At 38.9% G+C, this 16,478-nt stretch carries 17 protein-coding genes and 1 tRNA gene; 15 read left to right on the forward strand and 3 right to left on the reverse strand.

The window, feature by feature from the left end:
* Positions 1–89: 89 nt before the first annotated feature.
* From BMG01_RS02620 to BMG01_RS02655, 8 genes are all read left to right on the forward strand, one after another.
* Complete coding sequence (locus BMG01_RS02620) at positions 90–1,277, forward strand: aminotransferase class I/II-fold pyridoxal phosphate-dependent enzyme (protein WP_036067847.1); 1,188 nt, start codon at positions 90–92, stop codon at positions 1,275–1,277.
* Complete coding sequence (locus BMG01_RS02625) at positions 1,274–1,813, forward strand: PTS sugar transporter subunit IIA (protein WP_036067844.1); 540 nt, start codon at positions 1,274–1,276, stop codon at positions 1,811–1,813. The genes BMG01_RS02620 and BMG01_RS02625 overlap by 4 nt, the downstream gene beginning before the upstream one ends.
* The gene (gene truB / locus BMG01_RS02630) at positions 1,791–2,699 is read left to right on the forward strand and encodes a tRNA pseudouridine(55) synthase TruB (protein ID WP_036067841.1); all 909 of its coding nucleotides are present in this window, start codon (positions 1,791–1,793) and stop codon (positions 2,697–2,699) included. The genes BMG01_RS02625 and truB overlap by 23 nt, the downstream gene beginning before the upstream one ends.
* 2 nt (positions 2,700–2,701) lie before the next feature.
* Entirely contained in the window at positions 2,702–3,649 is a 948-nt protein-coding gene (gene ribF / locus BMG01_RS02635; RefSeq protein ID WP_036067839.1) for a riboflavin biosynthesis protein RibF, read from the forward strand.
* A gap of 121 nt (positions 3,650–3,770) precedes the next feature.
* Positions 3,771–4,796, forward strand: a complete 1,026-nt coding sequence (hrcA, locus tag BMG01_RS02640; protein ID WP_036067837.1) for a heat-inducible transcriptional repressor HrcA — start codon at positions 3,771–3,773, stop codon at positions 4,794–4,796.
* Between the two features lie 17 nt (positions 4,797–4,813).
* Positions 4,814–5,374, forward strand: a complete 561-nt coding sequence (gene grpE / locus BMG01_RS02645; RefSeq protein WP_036067834.1) for a nucleotide exchange factor GrpE — start codon at positions 4,814–4,816, stop codon at positions 5,372–5,374.
* A 79-nt stretch (positions 5,375–5,453) separates the two neighbouring features.
* Positions 5,454–7,301 carry a molecular chaperone DnaK gene (gene dnaK, locus BMG01_RS02650; protein WP_004910910.1) on the forward strand — a complete coding sequence of 616 codons (1,848 nt, stop codon included), beginning with the start codon at positions 5,454–5,456 and terminating at the stop codon, positions 7,299–7,301.
* A 66-nt stretch (positions 7,302–7,367) separates the two neighbouring features.
* Positions 7,368–8,273, forward strand: a complete 906-nt coding sequence (locus BMG01_RS02655; RefSeq protein ID WP_036067832.1) for a DnaJ C-terminal domain-containing protein — start codon at positions 7,368–7,370, stop codon at positions 8,271–8,273.
* 65 nt (positions 8,274–8,338) lie between these two features.
* Here BMG01_RS02655 and def read toward each other — a convergent pair whose 3' ends face one another.
* Positions 8,339–8,917: a peptide deformylase gene (def, locus tag BMG01_RS02660; protein WP_004913995.1), complete on the reverse strand. Its 579-nt coding sequence runs from the start codon at positions 8,915–8,917 to the stop codon at positions 8,339–8,341.
* Between the two features lie 55 nt (positions 8,918–8,972).
* On the opposite strand from def, the gene BMG01_RS02665 reads away from it, so the two are divergent.
* From BMG01_RS02665 to BMG01_RS02680, 4 genes are all read left to right on the forward strand, one after another.
* On the forward strand, positions 8,973–9,245 hold the full coding sequence (locus tag BMG01_RS02665) for a UPF0223 family protein (protein WP_004913994.1): 273 nt from the start codon (positions 8,973–8,975) through the stop codon (positions 9,243–9,245).
* Positions 9,242–10,027 (forward strand): inositol monophosphatase family protein, encoded by a 786-nt coding sequence (locus BMG01_RS02670; protein ID WP_004913991.1) that lies wholly within the window; start codon positions 9,242–9,244, stop codon positions 10,025–10,027. The genes BMG01_RS02665 and BMG01_RS02670 overlap by 4 nt, the downstream gene beginning before the upstream one ends.
* Before the next feature lie 62 nt (positions 10,028–10,089).
* A complete protein-coding gene (gene typA / locus BMG01_RS02675) occupies positions 10,090–11,928 on the forward strand; it encodes a translational GTPase TypA (protein ID WP_004913990.1) in 1,839 nt (612 codons plus the stop codon).
* Between the two features lie 50 nt (positions 11,929–11,978).
* Positions 11,979–12,067 (forward strand) — tRNA-Ser (locus tag BMG01_RS02680).
* 213 nt (positions 12,068–12,280) lie between these two features.
* Here the strand turns inward: BMG01_RS02680 and BMG01_RS02685 are convergent.
* Positions 12,281–13,048, reverse strand: a complete 768-nt coding sequence (locus tag BMG01_RS02685) for a hypothetical protein (protein WP_084013412.1) — start codon at positions 13,046–13,048, stop codon at positions 12,281–12,283.
* Between the two features lie 17 nt (positions 13,049–13,065).
* Positions 13,066–13,779 (reverse strand): helix-turn-helix domain-containing protein, encoded by a 714-nt coding sequence (locus BMG01_RS02690; RefSeq protein WP_084013413.1) that lies wholly within the window; start codon positions 13,777–13,779, stop codon positions 13,066–13,068.
* A gap of 140 nt (positions 13,780–13,919) precedes the next feature.
* Here BMG01_RS02690 and BMG01_RS02695 point away from each other — a divergent pair, with 140 nt between their 5' ends.
* From BMG01_RS02695 to BMG01_RS02705, 3 genes are all read left to right on the forward strand, one after another.
* Positions 13,920–14,120, forward strand: coding sequence for a hypothetical protein (locus BMG01_RS02695; RefSeq protein ID WP_084013414.1), 201 nt, complete (start codon positions 13,920–13,922; stop codon positions 14,118–14,120).
* A gap of 100 nt (positions 14,121–14,220) precedes the next feature.
* Entirely contained in the window at positions 14,221–15,111 is an 891-nt protein-coding gene (locus BMG01_RS02700; protein ID WP_084013415.1) for a bifunctional DNA primase/polymerase, read from the forward strand.
* On the forward strand, positions 15,095–16,348 hold the full coding sequence (locus BMG01_RS02705; protein WP_084013416.1) for a VapE domain-containing protein: 1,254 nt from the start codon (positions 15,095–15,097) through the stop codon (positions 16,346–16,348). The genes BMG01_RS02700 and BMG01_RS02705 overlap by 17 nt, the downstream gene beginning before the upstream one ends.
* Positions 16,349–16,478: the final 130 nt, after the last annotated feature.

A 16,478-nucleotide genomic window follows, 5' to 3' on the forward strand; every position in this document is an offset into this window, starting at 1 on the left:
TTGTGAAGAAAAGACTCTCCCCCATTTGGGGAAGAGTCTTTTGTGTTAAAATAGGATTATCAAATTATTTTAAGAAAATGAGCTAATACATGACTAAATTGACACAACCAATCAACAGTGCTGTTGCAGAGATGGCGGCAGATAAATTGCTGAACTTTCAATTGATGATTCGCGATATCCCCGGCATTCTTCGTCTTACTTTTGGAGAACCGGGTTTCGATGTTGACGATAAAATTAAACAAGCGACAATTAATGCGATTAATCATAATCGATCGCATTATGCTGAGAGTCAAGGTGAAACTAATTTGCGACAGGAAGTTGTCACCTACTTCAATGAAAAATATCATTTGAATTTTAAAAACGAAGATAATGTTATTGTGACGCAAGGTGTGAGCGAAGCCGTTAACGTCGTTTTTCAAACACTATTAAATGTTAATGATGGTTTGATAATTCCGGAACCAGCCTATGGTCCTTACTTTGCTTCACTTGATTTGGCGCGTGGGACCAGAATTAGTATTGATACAACACCAAATCACTTTAAATTGACACCAGAAATGGTTGACAAAGCAATTGCTGAAGCAACAGTACCTGTAAAAGCTATTCTGATGAATTATCCTACCAATCCTACTGGGGTAACATATTCACGTGAAGAATTAGAAGCGCTGGCAGTAACCTTTAAAAAGCATCATCTCTGGGTGATTTCTGATGAAATTTATTCAGTTTTGACCTATAACAAAGAGCATGTGTCTTTGGCTGAAATTATTCCTGAACAAACAATTTATATTAACGGTTTGTCAAAATCACATGCAATGACTGGTTATCGCGTTGGCTTTATTTTAGCGCAAAAAGAAATTATTGATGAAATGCAGAAAGTGCACGGTGCGCTTGTATTTGCGCTACCAACATTCGTTCAAGATGCAGCGTTAGTTGCTTTACGTGACGTGACAGAGGCACCGGTATTGATGCGTGATACTTATCAAAACCGTCGCGACAATTTGCTGGCACAATTGCAAGAGTTGGGATTTGAGGTTGTTGAACCTGAGGGTGCTTTCTACCTATTTGCAAAACTACCTGCAGATTTAGGTAACGATGGGGATAGCTTTGCATTAGAATTGGCGCAACAGGGCAAGGTTGCTGTGATTCCGGGATCAGCATTTAGTCACGGTGAAGAACCTAACCCATATATTAGAATTTCGTACGCTGCGTCTGATGCTGATTTAGCTGAAGGTATGAAACGTATAACAAACTATATTGAAAAGGTACGCAGTTCAAAATGAATTTTTGGCAACGAATTTTTCGCTTGAAGAAAAAACAAACACAAGTAAATGAGACTGGGCGGCTCAATGCTATTAAAATGGCAAAGAAAACGGGGACGCTTGTTTTGGTGGCACCGGCCACTGGACAATTACGACCTATTAAGGAAAGTCATGATGAGCACTATCAAGCGGCCAATGGTATTATGTTGATTCCAAACGGCGGAAATTTAATGCTACCCGTATCCGGAATTGTGAGTGAATCGACAACGGAAAAGCTAATGATTACTGATGGTCTTGACCAAAGCGTGACAATGAGCTTAGTTGGACAAGGCGAGGCTGCTCGATTAGCGCGTTATAGCGCTGGGCAACAATTACATGCTGGTGATGTTGTGGGAACAGCTAGTCAAAGAATCCTAGCACAAAATACTGAGGCTGTTCGCATATATGTTGTTTGGTCAGAACATCAAGTACCCAAAGTTCGTTTTGGTTCAGTTTATGCAGGACAAAACATTTGGCAATCCGAGGACGACTTTAATGACAAACAAGCAGATGATTGATGGCGTTCTGGTTGTCGATAAACCAAGGGGTGTTACTTCTTTTGATGTTGTTCGGCAGGTGCGTCGGCTGTTTGGACAAAAAAAGGTTGGGCACGCTGGTACATTAGACCCATCTGTGGCAGGCGTGTTAGTCGTTGCGCTTGGCAAAGCGACTAAATTAATTGATGAGCTCCAAACTAGGCCAAAACGCTATATTGGTGAGATTACGCTTGGCTTTGCTACGGAAACAGAGGATTTAGATGGTGCTGTTATTTCCAGAAAAACCATTGATACACCAATTGCAACGACAACAATTGATGCTGCAATAAAAGTTTTAAATGGCGCAATTAAACAGATTCCACCGATGTATTCAGCTGTGAAAGTGAACGGTCGTCGTCTCTATGACTATGCCAGATCAGGTGAGACAGTGACGCGCCCAGAACGCGATGCAATGATTTATGATTTTCATCGAACGTCAGATGTTAATTTTGAAAATAATGTCCAAAAATTTAATTTTGAGGCAACTGTATCTAAAGGAACCTATATCAGGACGTTAGCTTCAGATACTGGCAAAGCACTTGATATACCGGCAACTATGACGAGTCTAACACGGACGATGGGCAGTGGCTTCACATTGAGCCAAGCTCATGATCTAACAGAGATTGAAAAGCTTGCACCAGATGATTTGCTTCAAATTATTGTTCCAATCAAAGACATTTTGACTTGGCCGACTCACATTCTCTCAGATGATGAATGGTTTGCCGTTAAAAATGGTCAAAAAATTGCCCACTGGGAACCAAGTACAAATTTTAAACAACTTTATTATAACGATAAATTAAAAGCGGTCTATCAGTATGATAACAGTGAACAGGTTTGGCGTTCACGTTATGTATTTGATAATCAATAAATATGACAGATATAATTAAACTTCACTATCCAATTCAAAATGATTTCGAGCCAACGCAACAAGTTGTTGCGATGGGCTTTTTTGATGGTGTTCATCAAGGGCATCAATCAGTGATTAGACGTGCTAAACTTGAGGCTGAAAAACGGCACGTGCCACTCGCTGTATTAACGTATGACCCTCATCCGATTGTCGCTTTCAAAACGTTAACACAACCCTTGAGATATCTTACGCCATTGGATCAAAAAATTGAATTGATGTCAGATTTGGGTGTTGATCGTGTGTACGTCATGCGATTTACATCTGTTCTTGCGCATTTAACAGCACAACAATTCGTGGATGAGGTGTTAATGCATTTAAATCCAGTGGCAGTTGTTGCTGGATTTGATCACTTGTATGGTCCGGCACATACCAATAGTGACATGACGCATTTACAAGGTTATGCTGGCAAACGATTTGAAGCAATTACTGTGCCAAAATTCAGCTTAGACGATCAAAAAATTGGTTCTTCACGAATCAGGAAATCACTCGACGACGGTGATGTTGATGAGGCAGCGAGACAATTGGCCCGGATCCACACGACAACGGGGATGATTGTTCATGGCGAGGCGAGAGGGCGAGAACTAGGTTTTCCAACTGCTAATATTCAAACACCAGAACAAGAATGGTTACCAGGAATCGGCATTTATGCTGTCAAAATTAAAATTGCTGGTCAGTGGTATATTGGCATGGCAAGTATTGGTAGGAATGTCACTTTTGGCGAAAATAGACCAGTGACTGTGGAAATTAATATTTTGAATTTTCATAATGAGGTCTATGGTGAGGCAGTTAAGGTTGCTTGGTATCATCGTTTGCGCGGTGAGATTAAATTCAATAATGCTGAGGAACTAATTGAGCAACTTGTTAAAGATCAAACGGCGACGCAACAATATTTTGAGACACTTGAAAAATAATCAAGTGTCTTTTTTGGCACTCTAATAAAAAGAGTGCCAAAAAGGGTTGCTTTTTTGAAAAATTAGTGTATCATAATAGATGTTAGCAGTTAAAAAAAAGAGTGCTAAAAGGAGTGATGAGATGGCACTGACCGACAGACAAAAGTTAATTTTGAGTGCTATCATTTATGAATATACTCAGACTGCTCATGCGGTTGGTTCAAAAAGCCTGCAAGAGCAACTTAATATTAAAGTAAGTTCTGCTACTATTCGTAATGAGATGGCAACACTAGAAGCTGATGCTTTTATCAAAAAATTACACACTTCTGCAGGTCGAGTACCATCTTACGAGGGATATCGTTATTATCTTGACCATTTGATGGTTACTCGTAATGCATCCTCACAAGATGTTCGTGCTGTTATTCAATCCTTCCGAGGTAATTTTCATGAAATTGATGATTTGTTGGATGAAACAGCGAGAACACTTTCTGCACTAACTGGCTATACGGCTTTGATTCTTAAGCCTAAACGTTCGGACATTAAAGTTTCTGGGTTCCGTCTCGTACCATTAGAGGGACATCAACTGATTGCGGTTCTTGTTACTAATGATGGTAAGGTGACCAGCCAAACTTTCAAACTGCCAAACGAAATGGCGATTGAATCATTGGAGGGCATGGTTAAATATATTAACGAGCAGATGGTTGGTAGACCAGTTAATGATGTTCTAAAAATGATGCAATCTGATGAGTTACCGACTCAAATGAGTCGTATGATTCAAACACCGGCTGCATTTTTACAATTGTTTGGTGATGTATTAGCCCGCTCGGTCGGTGATAATGTTCACATTGGTGGCAGACTCAACGTCCTTGATTTCAGTGGTGAAACTGGTGTTAACAATATTAAGCAATTACTGGAGTTCCTCACTAATGCGAGAGCAGTTAGACAAATTGTGGCACCCTCGGCACAAGTACAAATTAAAATTGGTCGAGAAATTGGCGAAAAATTGCTTTCCAATTTTAGCTTAATCACGCGAGAATTCGTGGTGCCTAATCAAGGTAATGGTGTTATTGCCTTACTTGGTCCAATACCGATGGCGTATAGTAAAAATGCGTTACTAATGGACGCTTTCGGTGAAGCACTAAGTCAAAAGATGATTGAATATACATAATTTAGGAGGTCACACCTGTGACAGATAAAAACGAAGAAGTGGTTGAAGAACAAGTTGTTGACGACGAAACGACAACACAAGAAGTTGAAGCTAATGTTGATGATTTGGATACTGATGTTGATCCCAAACAGGTAGAAATTAACGAATTAACCGCAAAGGTAACAGAATTAGAAGATAAATTACTTCGATCTCAAGCAGAAATTCAAAATATTCAGCAACGTAATGCACGAGAAATACAAGGCATTCGCAAATATGACGGACAACGTTTGGCGACATCAGTTTTACCAGCAGTTGACAACTTAGAACGTGCTCTAGCAGTCGAAGCAGATGACGCAGTTGCAAAACAAATTAAAACTGGTGTTGATATGACACTTAAAACTTTAACTCAGGCGTTAACGGACAATGGTATTATTGCAACAGGTGAAGTTGGCGAGACATTTGATCCCACTAAACATCAAGCAATTCAATCAGTTGACAGTGATGATGTTGAATCAGATCAAATTGCACAGGTTTTGCAAAAAGGTTATATGTTGCAAGATCGAGTGTTGCGACCAGCAATGGTTGCTGTTGCGAAATAATTATTATGGTGATTCAGCGCTGGCACCACACCTTAAAAAGACTAACTAATTAATTAAAAAGTAAAGGAAGAATATATTCATGTCAAAGATTATTGGTATTGATTTAGGAACTACAAACTCAGCTGTTGCCGTCCTTGAAGGTGGCGAACCAAAGATTATTACAAACCCAGATGGTGGTCGCACCACACCTTCAGTTGTGTCATTTAAAAATGGTGAAAGCCAAGTTGGTGACGTGGCTAAGCGTCAAGCTATTACAAACCCAGACACAATCATTTCAATTAAGTCACACATGGGTGAAGCTGGTTACAAGGTTAAAGCCAATGGTAAAGACTATACACCACAAGAAATTTCAGCAATGGTTTTGCAATACATCAAAGGATATGCTGAAGACTACTTGGGTGAAAAAGTTGACAAAGCAGTGATTACAGTGCCTGCCTACTTTAACGATGCCCAACGTCAAGCAACTAAAGACGCTGGTAAGATTGCTGGCTTGGAAGTTGAACGTATCATTAACGAACCAACTGCTGCTGCTTTGGCGTACGGCTTAGATAAATTAGACAAAGATGAAAAGATTTTGGTTTATGATTTGGGTGGTGGTACATTTGATGTTTCTATCCTTGAATTAGGTGACGGTGTCTTTGAAGTTTTGTCAACAAACGGTGATACACACCTTGGTGGTGATGATTTTGATAACAAAATCATTGACTACTTGGCAGCGCAATTTAAAGCTGAAAATGGCATTGATTTGAAAGATGACAAGTTGGCTTTGCAACGTTTGAAGGATGCCGCTGAATCAGCAAAGAAGACGTTGTCTTCAGCTAACGAAGCACAAATTGATTTGCCATTTATTGCTTCAGGTGATCAAGGTCCATTGCACTTGCAAACATCTTTGACACGTGCTAAGTTTAATGAATTGACAGCTGATTTGGTTAAGAAAGCGGAGCAACCAGTTTTGAATGCTTTGAAGGATGCTGGCTTGTCATTCTCAGATATTGATGAAGTTATTTTGAATGGTGGTTCAACACGTATTCCAGCTGTTCAAGAATCAGTTAAAAAGTTGACTGGTAAAGAACCAAACCATTCAATTAACCCTGATGAAGCTGTTGCCTTAGGCGCTGCTGTTCAAGGTGGTGTGATTACGGGTGATGTTAAAGATGTTGTTTTGCTTGACGTGACACCTCTATCATTAGGTATTGAGACTATGGGTGGTGTCTTCACAAAGTTGATTGATCGCAACACTACTATTCCAACATCAAAGTCTCAAGTCTTCTCAACTGCGGCTGATAACCAACCTGCAGTTGATATTCATGTTTTGCAAGGTGAGCGTTCAATGGCCGCTGATAACAAAACGTTAGGACGCTTCCAATTATCAGATATTCCAGCTGCAAAGCGTGGCGTACCACAAATCGAAGTGACATTTGATATTGACCGTAATGGTATTGTAAATGTCTCTGCTAAGGATTTGGGTACTCAAAAAGAGCAAAAGATTACTATCCAAGCCGCTGGTGGTTTGTCTGATGAAGAAATTGAACAAATGATGAATGATGCCAAGGCCAACGAAGAAGCCGATGCTAAGAAGAAAGAAGCGGTTGACACTCGCAACGAAGCTGACCAACTCATTTTCCAAACTGAAAAGACTTTGGAAGAAGTTGGCGACAAGTTGGGTGATGACGATAAAAAGCCAACTCAAGATGCTTTGGAAGCTTTGAAAAAGGCCAAGGAAGGTGCTTCTGCTGAGGATGCTGACTTAACTGATTTGAAGGCTAAGTCAGAGGAATTGACAAAGGTTGCTGGTGAATTAGCAATGAAGCTTTACCAACAAGCAGCACCAAAAGATGGTGCTGAAGGCGAAGCGAAGGCAGCTGATGATAATACAGTTGATGGCGATTTTGAAGAAGTTGATCCCAAAAAAGACGACAAGAAGTAATTATTAATCATGCAAACCGCATTCGTTGAGTGCGGTTTGTGTACATAAATTAGAAGGAGCGGGCACGTGAATAACACAGAATACTATGACCGTCTCGGCGTAGATAAGAACGCTAGTCAAGATGAAATAAAAAAAGCATATCGAAAGTTATCAAAAAAATATCATCCTGATTTGAACCATGAACCAGGAGCTGAAGATAAGTATAAACAAGTCCAAGAAGCTTTTGAAACTTTGGGTGACGAACAAAAGCGGGCACAATATGATCAATTTGGACCAGCTGGCGCGCAGGGCGGTTTTGGTGGACAAGGTGGCTTTGGTGGTTACCAGCAACAGGGTGGTTTTGGTGACTTTTCTGACCTGGGAGATATTTTTAGCCAAATGTTTGGTGGCGGTTACGATCCTAATCGACCAAGAAAAGGACAAGATTTACAGTACCGTATGCGTTTGACATTTGAGGAAGCTATCTTTGGTAAGGAAACGACGATTAAGTTCAAACGCGGCGATGGTTCTGAACATGAAATGAAAGTGACCGTGCCTGCTGGTGTTGAAACTGGACAACAAATGCGTTTGGCTGGTCAAGGTGAAGAAGGCTTTAACGGTGGACCACATGGTGATTTGTTCGTTGTCTTCCAAGTATCTGCTTCGCGTGACGGATTTGAACGTGATGGTGCTGATGTCTATCTTGAACAAAAAATTAGTTTCGTGACGGCTGCATTGGGTGATGATATCCAAGTGAAAACTGTGCACGGAGAAGTTAAGTTACGTATTCCCGCTGGTACACAGACCGGTAAACGTTTCCGCTTGAGTGGGAAGGGAGCGCCTCGTTTGCGCGGCAATGGAAATGGTGATCAATTCGTGATTGTTACTGTTGATGTGCCAACGAAGCTGAATAAAGAGCAAAAGAAGGCGTTAGAAGCCTTCCAAGAGGCAACAACGGGCACAAAGCGCAAAGGTTTCTTCGATAAATTGTAGAATATATAATAAAATGAACTTCTTGAGTTGCTTTTATAACTCAAGAAGTTCATTTTATTTGATGATTATTCAATATATTTAGTATCATCATCAATTTGCCATGGGGCTTTGATATCAATATGATCATAATAAAGATGACCATGCAAATGATCAATTTCATGTTGGAAAACAATGGCAGGGTAGTCACGCAGTTTAATTGTTTGTGTCTTGCCGGTCTCATCTTGATAACGAACAGTGATTCGGTCGGCGCGCGGGACAAATCCAGGCACGTCTTCATCGACAGATAAGCAGCCTTCACCAACGTCCAGTGCGGCACGTTTGACTGACTCAGAAATAATCACAGGATTGAATATTGTACCTTTAAAATAGGGTTCATCTGGGTGCTCGTGTGGATCGAGTGATGGTACCAAAATTGACGCCATTCTTAAAGAATAACCAACTTGTGGCGCAGCTAAACCGACGCCGGGACGAAGGCCATATTTTTCATTTTCGGTTTCATCTTGAGAAACAACCAAATAGGTCATCATATCCTTAGCCAGCTGAGCGGTCTCATCGCTGAGCGGAAATGCAATATCTTTAGCTGTTTGGCGCAAGACAGGATCGCCGTCCCGCGTTATTTTATCCATTGTAAATCTGATTGTCATGTTTTTTACCTCATATTCTAGTATATCAAACGTTTGAACATGTTAAAATAAGATTATGAGTGAAAATTATACTTTACCAATTGACGGTAATTGGACAACTGAAGATATTGTGATTGTTTCAAATTTTGTTGACACTATTTTAAAGGCTTATGAAAGCGGTGTTTCAAGGGATGAATTGGTGCAACGCTATAATGATTATCGCGCTGTTATGCCTTCTAAAAGCGAACAAAAGCGTTTTGACAAGGACTTTGAGCGACAAACGGGACATAGTATTTATCAAGTAACTAAGTTATTGCAGACGAGCACAGAAAAGCGGGTGCGGCTATGACGATGAGTCAGTTTGAAGTTCAAAATATTGATCAAACGGTACTTCTGTGGCTTGATGAGCTACAAAAGGACACAATCAGTGCAATGAGGCAACATTTACAAGTTGGTACAAAACGTGATGAGCGTGATTTGGTTACCAATGTGGATAAGGCCAATGAACAAAAAATCAATGCGCTTATTAGATCTTTTGATACCAATGCACAAATTGTGAGTGAAGAGGGATTTGGTGATAAACCAACAGATATGAATGGTCACGTTTGGTTTGTTGATCCCATTGATGGCACAATGAACTTTGTCAAAGAGCATACTGATTTTGCTATCATGATAGCATTGTATGTGGATAATCAACCAGTTCTCGGTTGGATTCTGGATGTGGTTGACAATGTTGTATATCATGGCGGGCCAAAAATCGGCGTGTTTGCGAATCAGCTGCGCATTCAACAACCAGAAGACGACAGCTTGGCGGAAGGCGTGGTTTTGCTTAGCGGTGCCCGATTGCTGTATGGTATGTTTGGCTATGATCAAATTGCTAAAGCTGCTCTAGGATATCGAGTTATTGGCGCAGCCGGCCCCTCATTTATACGGGTTATTACAGGGCAAGCCGTTGGTTATTCGTCAAAAATGATGCCTTGGGATTTTGCTGCGGGCCAAGTTTTAGCGAAAACTTTAGGTTTAATTGTTTCAGATATTGACGGGCAAGTACTGGATATGTTATCATCAAACATAGTATTAGTTGCTACGAAACGAGCGCATCGCGACATTGTCGAGTTGCATAAAAGCTAGGGAATACGGATTCCCTAGCTTTTGTATGTGAGTAGCATTTAAATTAAAGGAGCACTGGAAAATTGGCAAATCGCGAAGACATTCGTAACATCGCTATCATTGCCCACGTCGATCACGGAAAGACGACGCTGGTTAACGAGCTTTTGAAACAATCAGACACTTTGGACTCACGCAAGGAATTGGGTGATCGCGCCATGGATACCAACGATATTGAAAAAGAGCGTGGTATCACTATCTTGTCAAAGAACACAGCCGTTAAGGTTGGTGACAAGCAAATTAACATTTTGGATACACCAGGTCACGCGGATTTTGGTGGTGAAGTTGAACGTATCATGGGTATGGTTGACGGTGTTTTGTTGGTTGTTGATGCCTTTGAAGGCACAATGCCACAAACTCGTTTCGTTTTGAAAAAAGCTTTCGAACAACACTTGACACCTATCGTGATTGTCAATAAAGTTGACCGCCCTGGTGCTCGCCCTGAAGAAGTTGTTGATGAAGTTTTGGATTTGTTCATTGAATTGGGTGCTGACGAAGAGGATTTGGATTTCCCAGTTATCTTTGCTTCAGCTATGAATGGTACATCATCATTATCACCAGTTGTTGAAGATCAAGAACACACAATGAAGCCAATCTTTGATGCTGTTTTTGCAACGATTCCTGCGCCAGTCGATAATTCTGATGAACCACTTCAATTCCAAGTGGCAATGTTGGATTATAACGACTTCGTTGGTCGTATTGGAATTGGTCGTGTTAAGCGCGGCACAATCAAAATTGGTGATAACGTTGAAGTTTTGAAGTTAGATGGCTCAACACAAAGTTTCCGTGTAACGAAATTGTCTGGTTTCATTGGCTTGGATCAAGTTGACATTGAAGAAGCCAAAGCCGGTGATTTGATTGCTGTGTCAGGTATGGAAGACATTTCTGTTGGGGAAACAGTTGCTGATCCTGCTCACCCAGATCCATTGCCAATCCTTCGTATTGACGAGCCAACTTTGCAAATGACTTTCCGTCAAAATGATAGCCCATTTGCTGGTAAAGAAGGTAAGTTTGTTACCGCACGTCAAATTGAAGATCGTTTGCGCCGCGAATTGCACACTGATGTTTCTTTGCGTGTTGAAGATACTGATCAAGCTGGTGCTTGGTTAGTATCTGGCCGTGGTGAATTGCACTTGGCCATCTTGATTGAAACAATGCGTCGTGAAGGCTTTGAATTGCAAGCATCACGTCCACAAGTTATTTACCGTGATATCGACGGGGTTCAGTCAGAGCCTTATGAATCTGTGCAAATTGATACACCTGATGAATATTCATCAACTGTTATTGATTCATTGAACCAACGTAAGGGTGAGATGGTTAATATGGAGTCTGTCGGAAACGGTCAAACACGTTTGACTTATATGGCACCTTCACGTGGTTTGATTGGTTATTCAACAGAATTCATGTCAGCTACAAGAGGTTATGGTATCTTTAACCATACGTATGCTGAATATCGTCCAGTTGTACGTAACTGGGAGCCAGGACGTCGTAATGGTGCCTTAGTTTCAATTAACCAAGGGGCAACTTCTAACTACGCTATTATGGGTGTTGAAGACCGTGGTCAAATGTTCGTTGGTGCCGGTGTTGAAGTATACGAAGGTATGGTTGTCGGTATGAATGCACGTGACAATGATATTTCAGTCAATGTCACAAAATTGAAGCCACAATCAAACGTTCGTTCTTCAAACAAGGATCAAACTGCTTCAATCAAGACACCTCGTACAATGAATTTGGAAGCGTCACTTGAATTCTTGAACGATGATGAATATGTTGAAGTGACACCTGAAAATGTTCGTATTCGTAAAGCTATTTTGAACACAGCTGAGCGTGAAAAGGCTGCAAAGCGCCGCAAAGCATCAAAGTGATTTTTATACGCTTGAAGTAGTGCAGGTATATATTCTAACTGCTTCATGATGGAGCTATGGCACAATCTGGTACTGCAACGGACTCGAAATCCGTCGAGCCGCTCTTGGCGGTGTGCGGGTTCAAATCCCGCTAGCTCCTTTTGGTCATTTCAAGAGCTTTCATAAGGTGTTAAAAACCTTGATATGACAGCATTTTATATGATTAACATTTCATAGAGTGCTATTAGCTTTCACACATTTAGGTACTTTCTAGGTACAAAAACTAAACAGGCGAGTGAGCATGTAACAGCAGAGATGCTGTTTTTTTTTGTACACAAAAATAAAAAGCCACAAGATATTTTGTGACTTCCATTTATACTTTTTTTCTTGCTAATTGACTAGCTCTTTCAATTCTTTGTTTTATCCAGTTGTCTTCATCAATTTGTTTACCGTGCGTTAATGTTTCTGATTGTAGTGCTAATTTTAATATTGCTATCTCCATCTCATAATTTTTAAGGTATCTCGCATTGATGGCTGCACGTTGGAAAGTAACAGGCATCTGGTAGCCAACGCTCCATGCCTCAAAAATTGCTTTTAGGCTTCTTTCATATTGTTTTTCTTTAGATAATTGTTCAGCCATACGAAAGAGCCTGTACCCTTTATCGAATGAAGCATCTAAACTTTCATCATAATTTACCAGCGTTACGTCAGAGAGGTTAATATTTACGTCGGTATGATTCTTAATGTCGTTCTTTGCTCTTCGTTTTATTCCATCAGGATCTTGGTGTTGTTCGATAATATCATGATGTTTTTGTATAAATTTGTTACCTTTTTCAGTAACTTCAAATTGATTGAGAAGCCCTTTTTTATTTAATATTTTAACTTGGTCAACAAACGAAATGCCATATTTAAAATAAAAATAACTTGGTACTTCTCTTTTTGAATCTGGATTATATTTCGTGAGCCACCAGAGCATAATGGTTTGACCCTCTAATGTTCGTTGTTCAGGTGTTTGACCATCATTAAATGTGAAAAAATCATTTAGTTCATTAGCTGTATATCGACTATCCAGCGTTAATTTTATTTGCTTTAGAGTGTCAAGCGTTTCTTTACTTAACTTGTATGATTTGCTGAATAACATTTGATACCTCGGCTACTTTAATCATCTGATTTATTTGGAAGTGATTCTATTAAGTCTTGCAAACGTTTAATTGATTCTTTGAGTAGAACAGTGCTTTGTTCATCTGATTGATTTTTAATTATATCCGTACCATTTGAGATAATTCTACTAGTTTCGATCAGTACGTTGTTAATATAATCTAAAATTTCAGGGTCTACATCATCATAATAAAATTCTTTTTTGTGACTCACTGGATGTCCAGTGTCGCCGTGTTCAATTCTTAGTTTCTGCTTTTTTTCTGGGTCAATGAAATATTTGTTTTCTATATCTGATTGTAAATTCATCAGTTCAATTTCTACAAAAGATATTGCAGAATCAACTCCATAACCAGATGGGAGGCGACTTAACTTTGCCACGACCGAACCAATGTCATTTTGTATATTACCAGTAGAACGTCCGCTATCTTTTAATTGCTTTAATTCACTTAATATTTGATCACTTGAGTAACCAGTGGCTTCCTCCCATGATTTTAGATCAACTGGATCATCTGAAATGCCTTGTAGATAGGGTACTGAAACGTTGAAGTGATTTGCTATTGATTCGAAAACGTCCAGTTTGGGTTGCGTTTTTTCTTGTTCGTATCGCATTATTGTTTGCGGAGAAGCTGTAATCGAGTAACTATCTTTAAGTATTTTAGATAATTTTGCAAGACTAACCCCATCTCGTTTTCGTAATTCTTGTATTCTATTCATTTTGTTTCTCATTTCTAAATATTGATATACATTAAATATAACATTTTCATTCCAAATATGAAATATATTATTGACATTCCAAAAAAGGAATGATATATTTAGTTTATGGAAATTCCAAAAACGGAATAAGGAGATAAAAAATGAAATCACTAGACAGCAAGTTTGTCAAAAAGATATTGATTGCTAAGGCATTGAAACGTTTGAGCATCAAAGAATTGGCAAAGTTGAGCGGTATAAACCATGTAACAATGTCGAAAATATTGAGTGGTGAACAAACTATTGTACATCAATCAACGTTTGACAAATTAAATGATTGGCTATTACAGGAGGAAAAGAAATGAATATTTTGCAGTGGACTGGTGAAGTTTTAACATTACTAATTTTGATTTGTTGTGCATTCATAGCTGGTTTGGCTATTGGAGATGCAAAGGGTGGTAAAAGATGACAGAGAACACAAAAAAAGCTCCTGAACAGAAGTTTGGCGACGAAGTTCAAGAGACTCAAAATAAATTTATCAACTCAAATTATATCACAAAGATCAATGAGTTGGTAGAGCAAGGTTTATCAGTATATTTGTTGCAACCAAAAACAAGTATTCCTTATAAAGGCTCAAAAGGCCATTTAAGTTCTGTTAATGACATTAAGGAACTAAAACGGTTAATTGAAGCACATGGTGATGACTCAAATGTTGGCATTAGTCTTGTTGACACTGATATAGTCACTTTGGATATAGACAGGCATGGCGATAAAAACGGCTTCCAAAGTCTACTGGATTTAGGAATTAAATTTAATCTTGACGAAGAAGCTGTTGAGATCACACCAAATGCTGGTGCGCATGTGTTTTTTAAAGTCCCTGATGGAGTAGATGTCAACAATTTAAACCACGTTTTAGCCACTGGTGTAGAGCTTTTGACAAACCACGTCACAGTTTCACCATCATCAAAAATAGTTGATAAGAAAGTAGCATTTTATAGACACTATGGTTTGAAAATAACTGAAGCTAACACTATGCCAAAGTGGTTGATAGACTTAGCCACTAAGGATGAAAAGCCAAATAAACCAATGCATAGCACAATGTACAGCGTGTCACAGCGTTGGGAAATGGTCTTAAATGGTTTCAGTGAGGGCGAAAGAAACAACCAAGCTGTTTCTGTATCAGGGTACTTGCTAAGAATAAATCTTGACCCGAATACTGCATTTGACGTTGTGAAACTCATAAATAGTCGTTCAGTTGCTCCGCTTCCAGATAGAGAAATATTTACAACATTTAAAAGTGTTTATGAAATAGAAAAAAAACGACGAAAAAGGGGAATAAATGACAGAACAATTTGAAAAACTCGAAGAAGAGCCAGTTTGGTATAGCTATTTTCAAAGAAATAAAGACGATATTATCAAAGGAAACATTGTAAATAATATAATCATTGTTTTGCAATATGATTCTATTTTCAAAAATGCCTTCAAATTCAACGTGTTCACAGAAGAAGAGATTGTTGATAAAGATATAAAAATTTATGGTGCTGTAATTAGTAAGGGTTATTTGAAAGATGTTGATGTTGCGTTCATAAAAAACTATCTTGAACGAAGCTATCATTTTACAACAGATTCCGCCAAAATATATGAGGCAATATCTTATGTGTCCCAATTGGAGGAAAACAAGTTCAACCCCATGATAGATTATTTTAACGAATCTTTAAAAAAGTGGGACAAAATTGAACGGTCTAGTACATTTTTACCTGAATACCTAGGGGCAGAAAAAACAGATATTACAACATTGATAACCGAAATTTTTTTCATAGGAGCAGTGGCAAAGGCATTCAATCCATTTACGAAGTTTGATTTTTCTTTAGATATTGTTGGTGATCAAGGGACAGGGAAAACGACTTTACTCAAAAAGTTGGGCGGTCAATGGTATGTAGATACAATACAGAATTTTAAAGACAAAGATGAATACGCTAAGATGCAACGTGCGTTGATTGTCAATGATGATGAAATGCAAGCTACTAATGACAGTCGATTTGATGTTTTAAAAAAATTTTTATCGACTGAAACGCTTGAATATAGAGCTCCATATGCACATAAAACCGTGAAACACGTAAAGCATTTTGTAATTGCAAGAACGTCAAATCAGGTTGATTATTTGAAAGATAAAACCGGAAACAGGCGGTATCTTCCAATATTATCTAAACGAAAAAATCAGGTTAAACACCCATATAAGGATTTAACACAAGCAGAGGTAGATCAATTTTGGGGAGAAATGGTTGCTAAGTACAAAGAAAATGGTATTAAGTATCCGACACTTGAACAGAGTGAGTCACTCCAACAGCACAGGGAAAATTTTGTTTATGTTGATGAGTTAGAAAATTTGATAAACGAGTTTTTAGAACACACAGATTTGGATTGGATAACTAGTTCTGATATTGCTGAGGCACAACTAAATAATATTGATTTAGTAAGGAACCAAAATATATCTAAACAGATAACCAATATCATGAATAATAAGCTGGAGTGGGACCGAAAAAGATTAAAAAGTGGACGAGGTTGGAAAAGAGTGACAGCAAGTGACACCTAAGTGACACGTAGGTGTCACCGTACAAAATCACTATTATCAATGGTTACGATGCATTAGTGACACCTATGACACCTATTTATAAAAAAAAAACTTAAATATTAGTTATGTATAGTCTCGGTATATATGTCGG

This window comes from Leuconostoc sp. BM2 (assembly GCF_002095565.1).
GTDB classification, from domain to species: Bacteria; Bacillota; Bacilli; order Lactobacillales; family Lactobacillaceae; genus Leuconostoc; species Leuconostoc falkenbergense.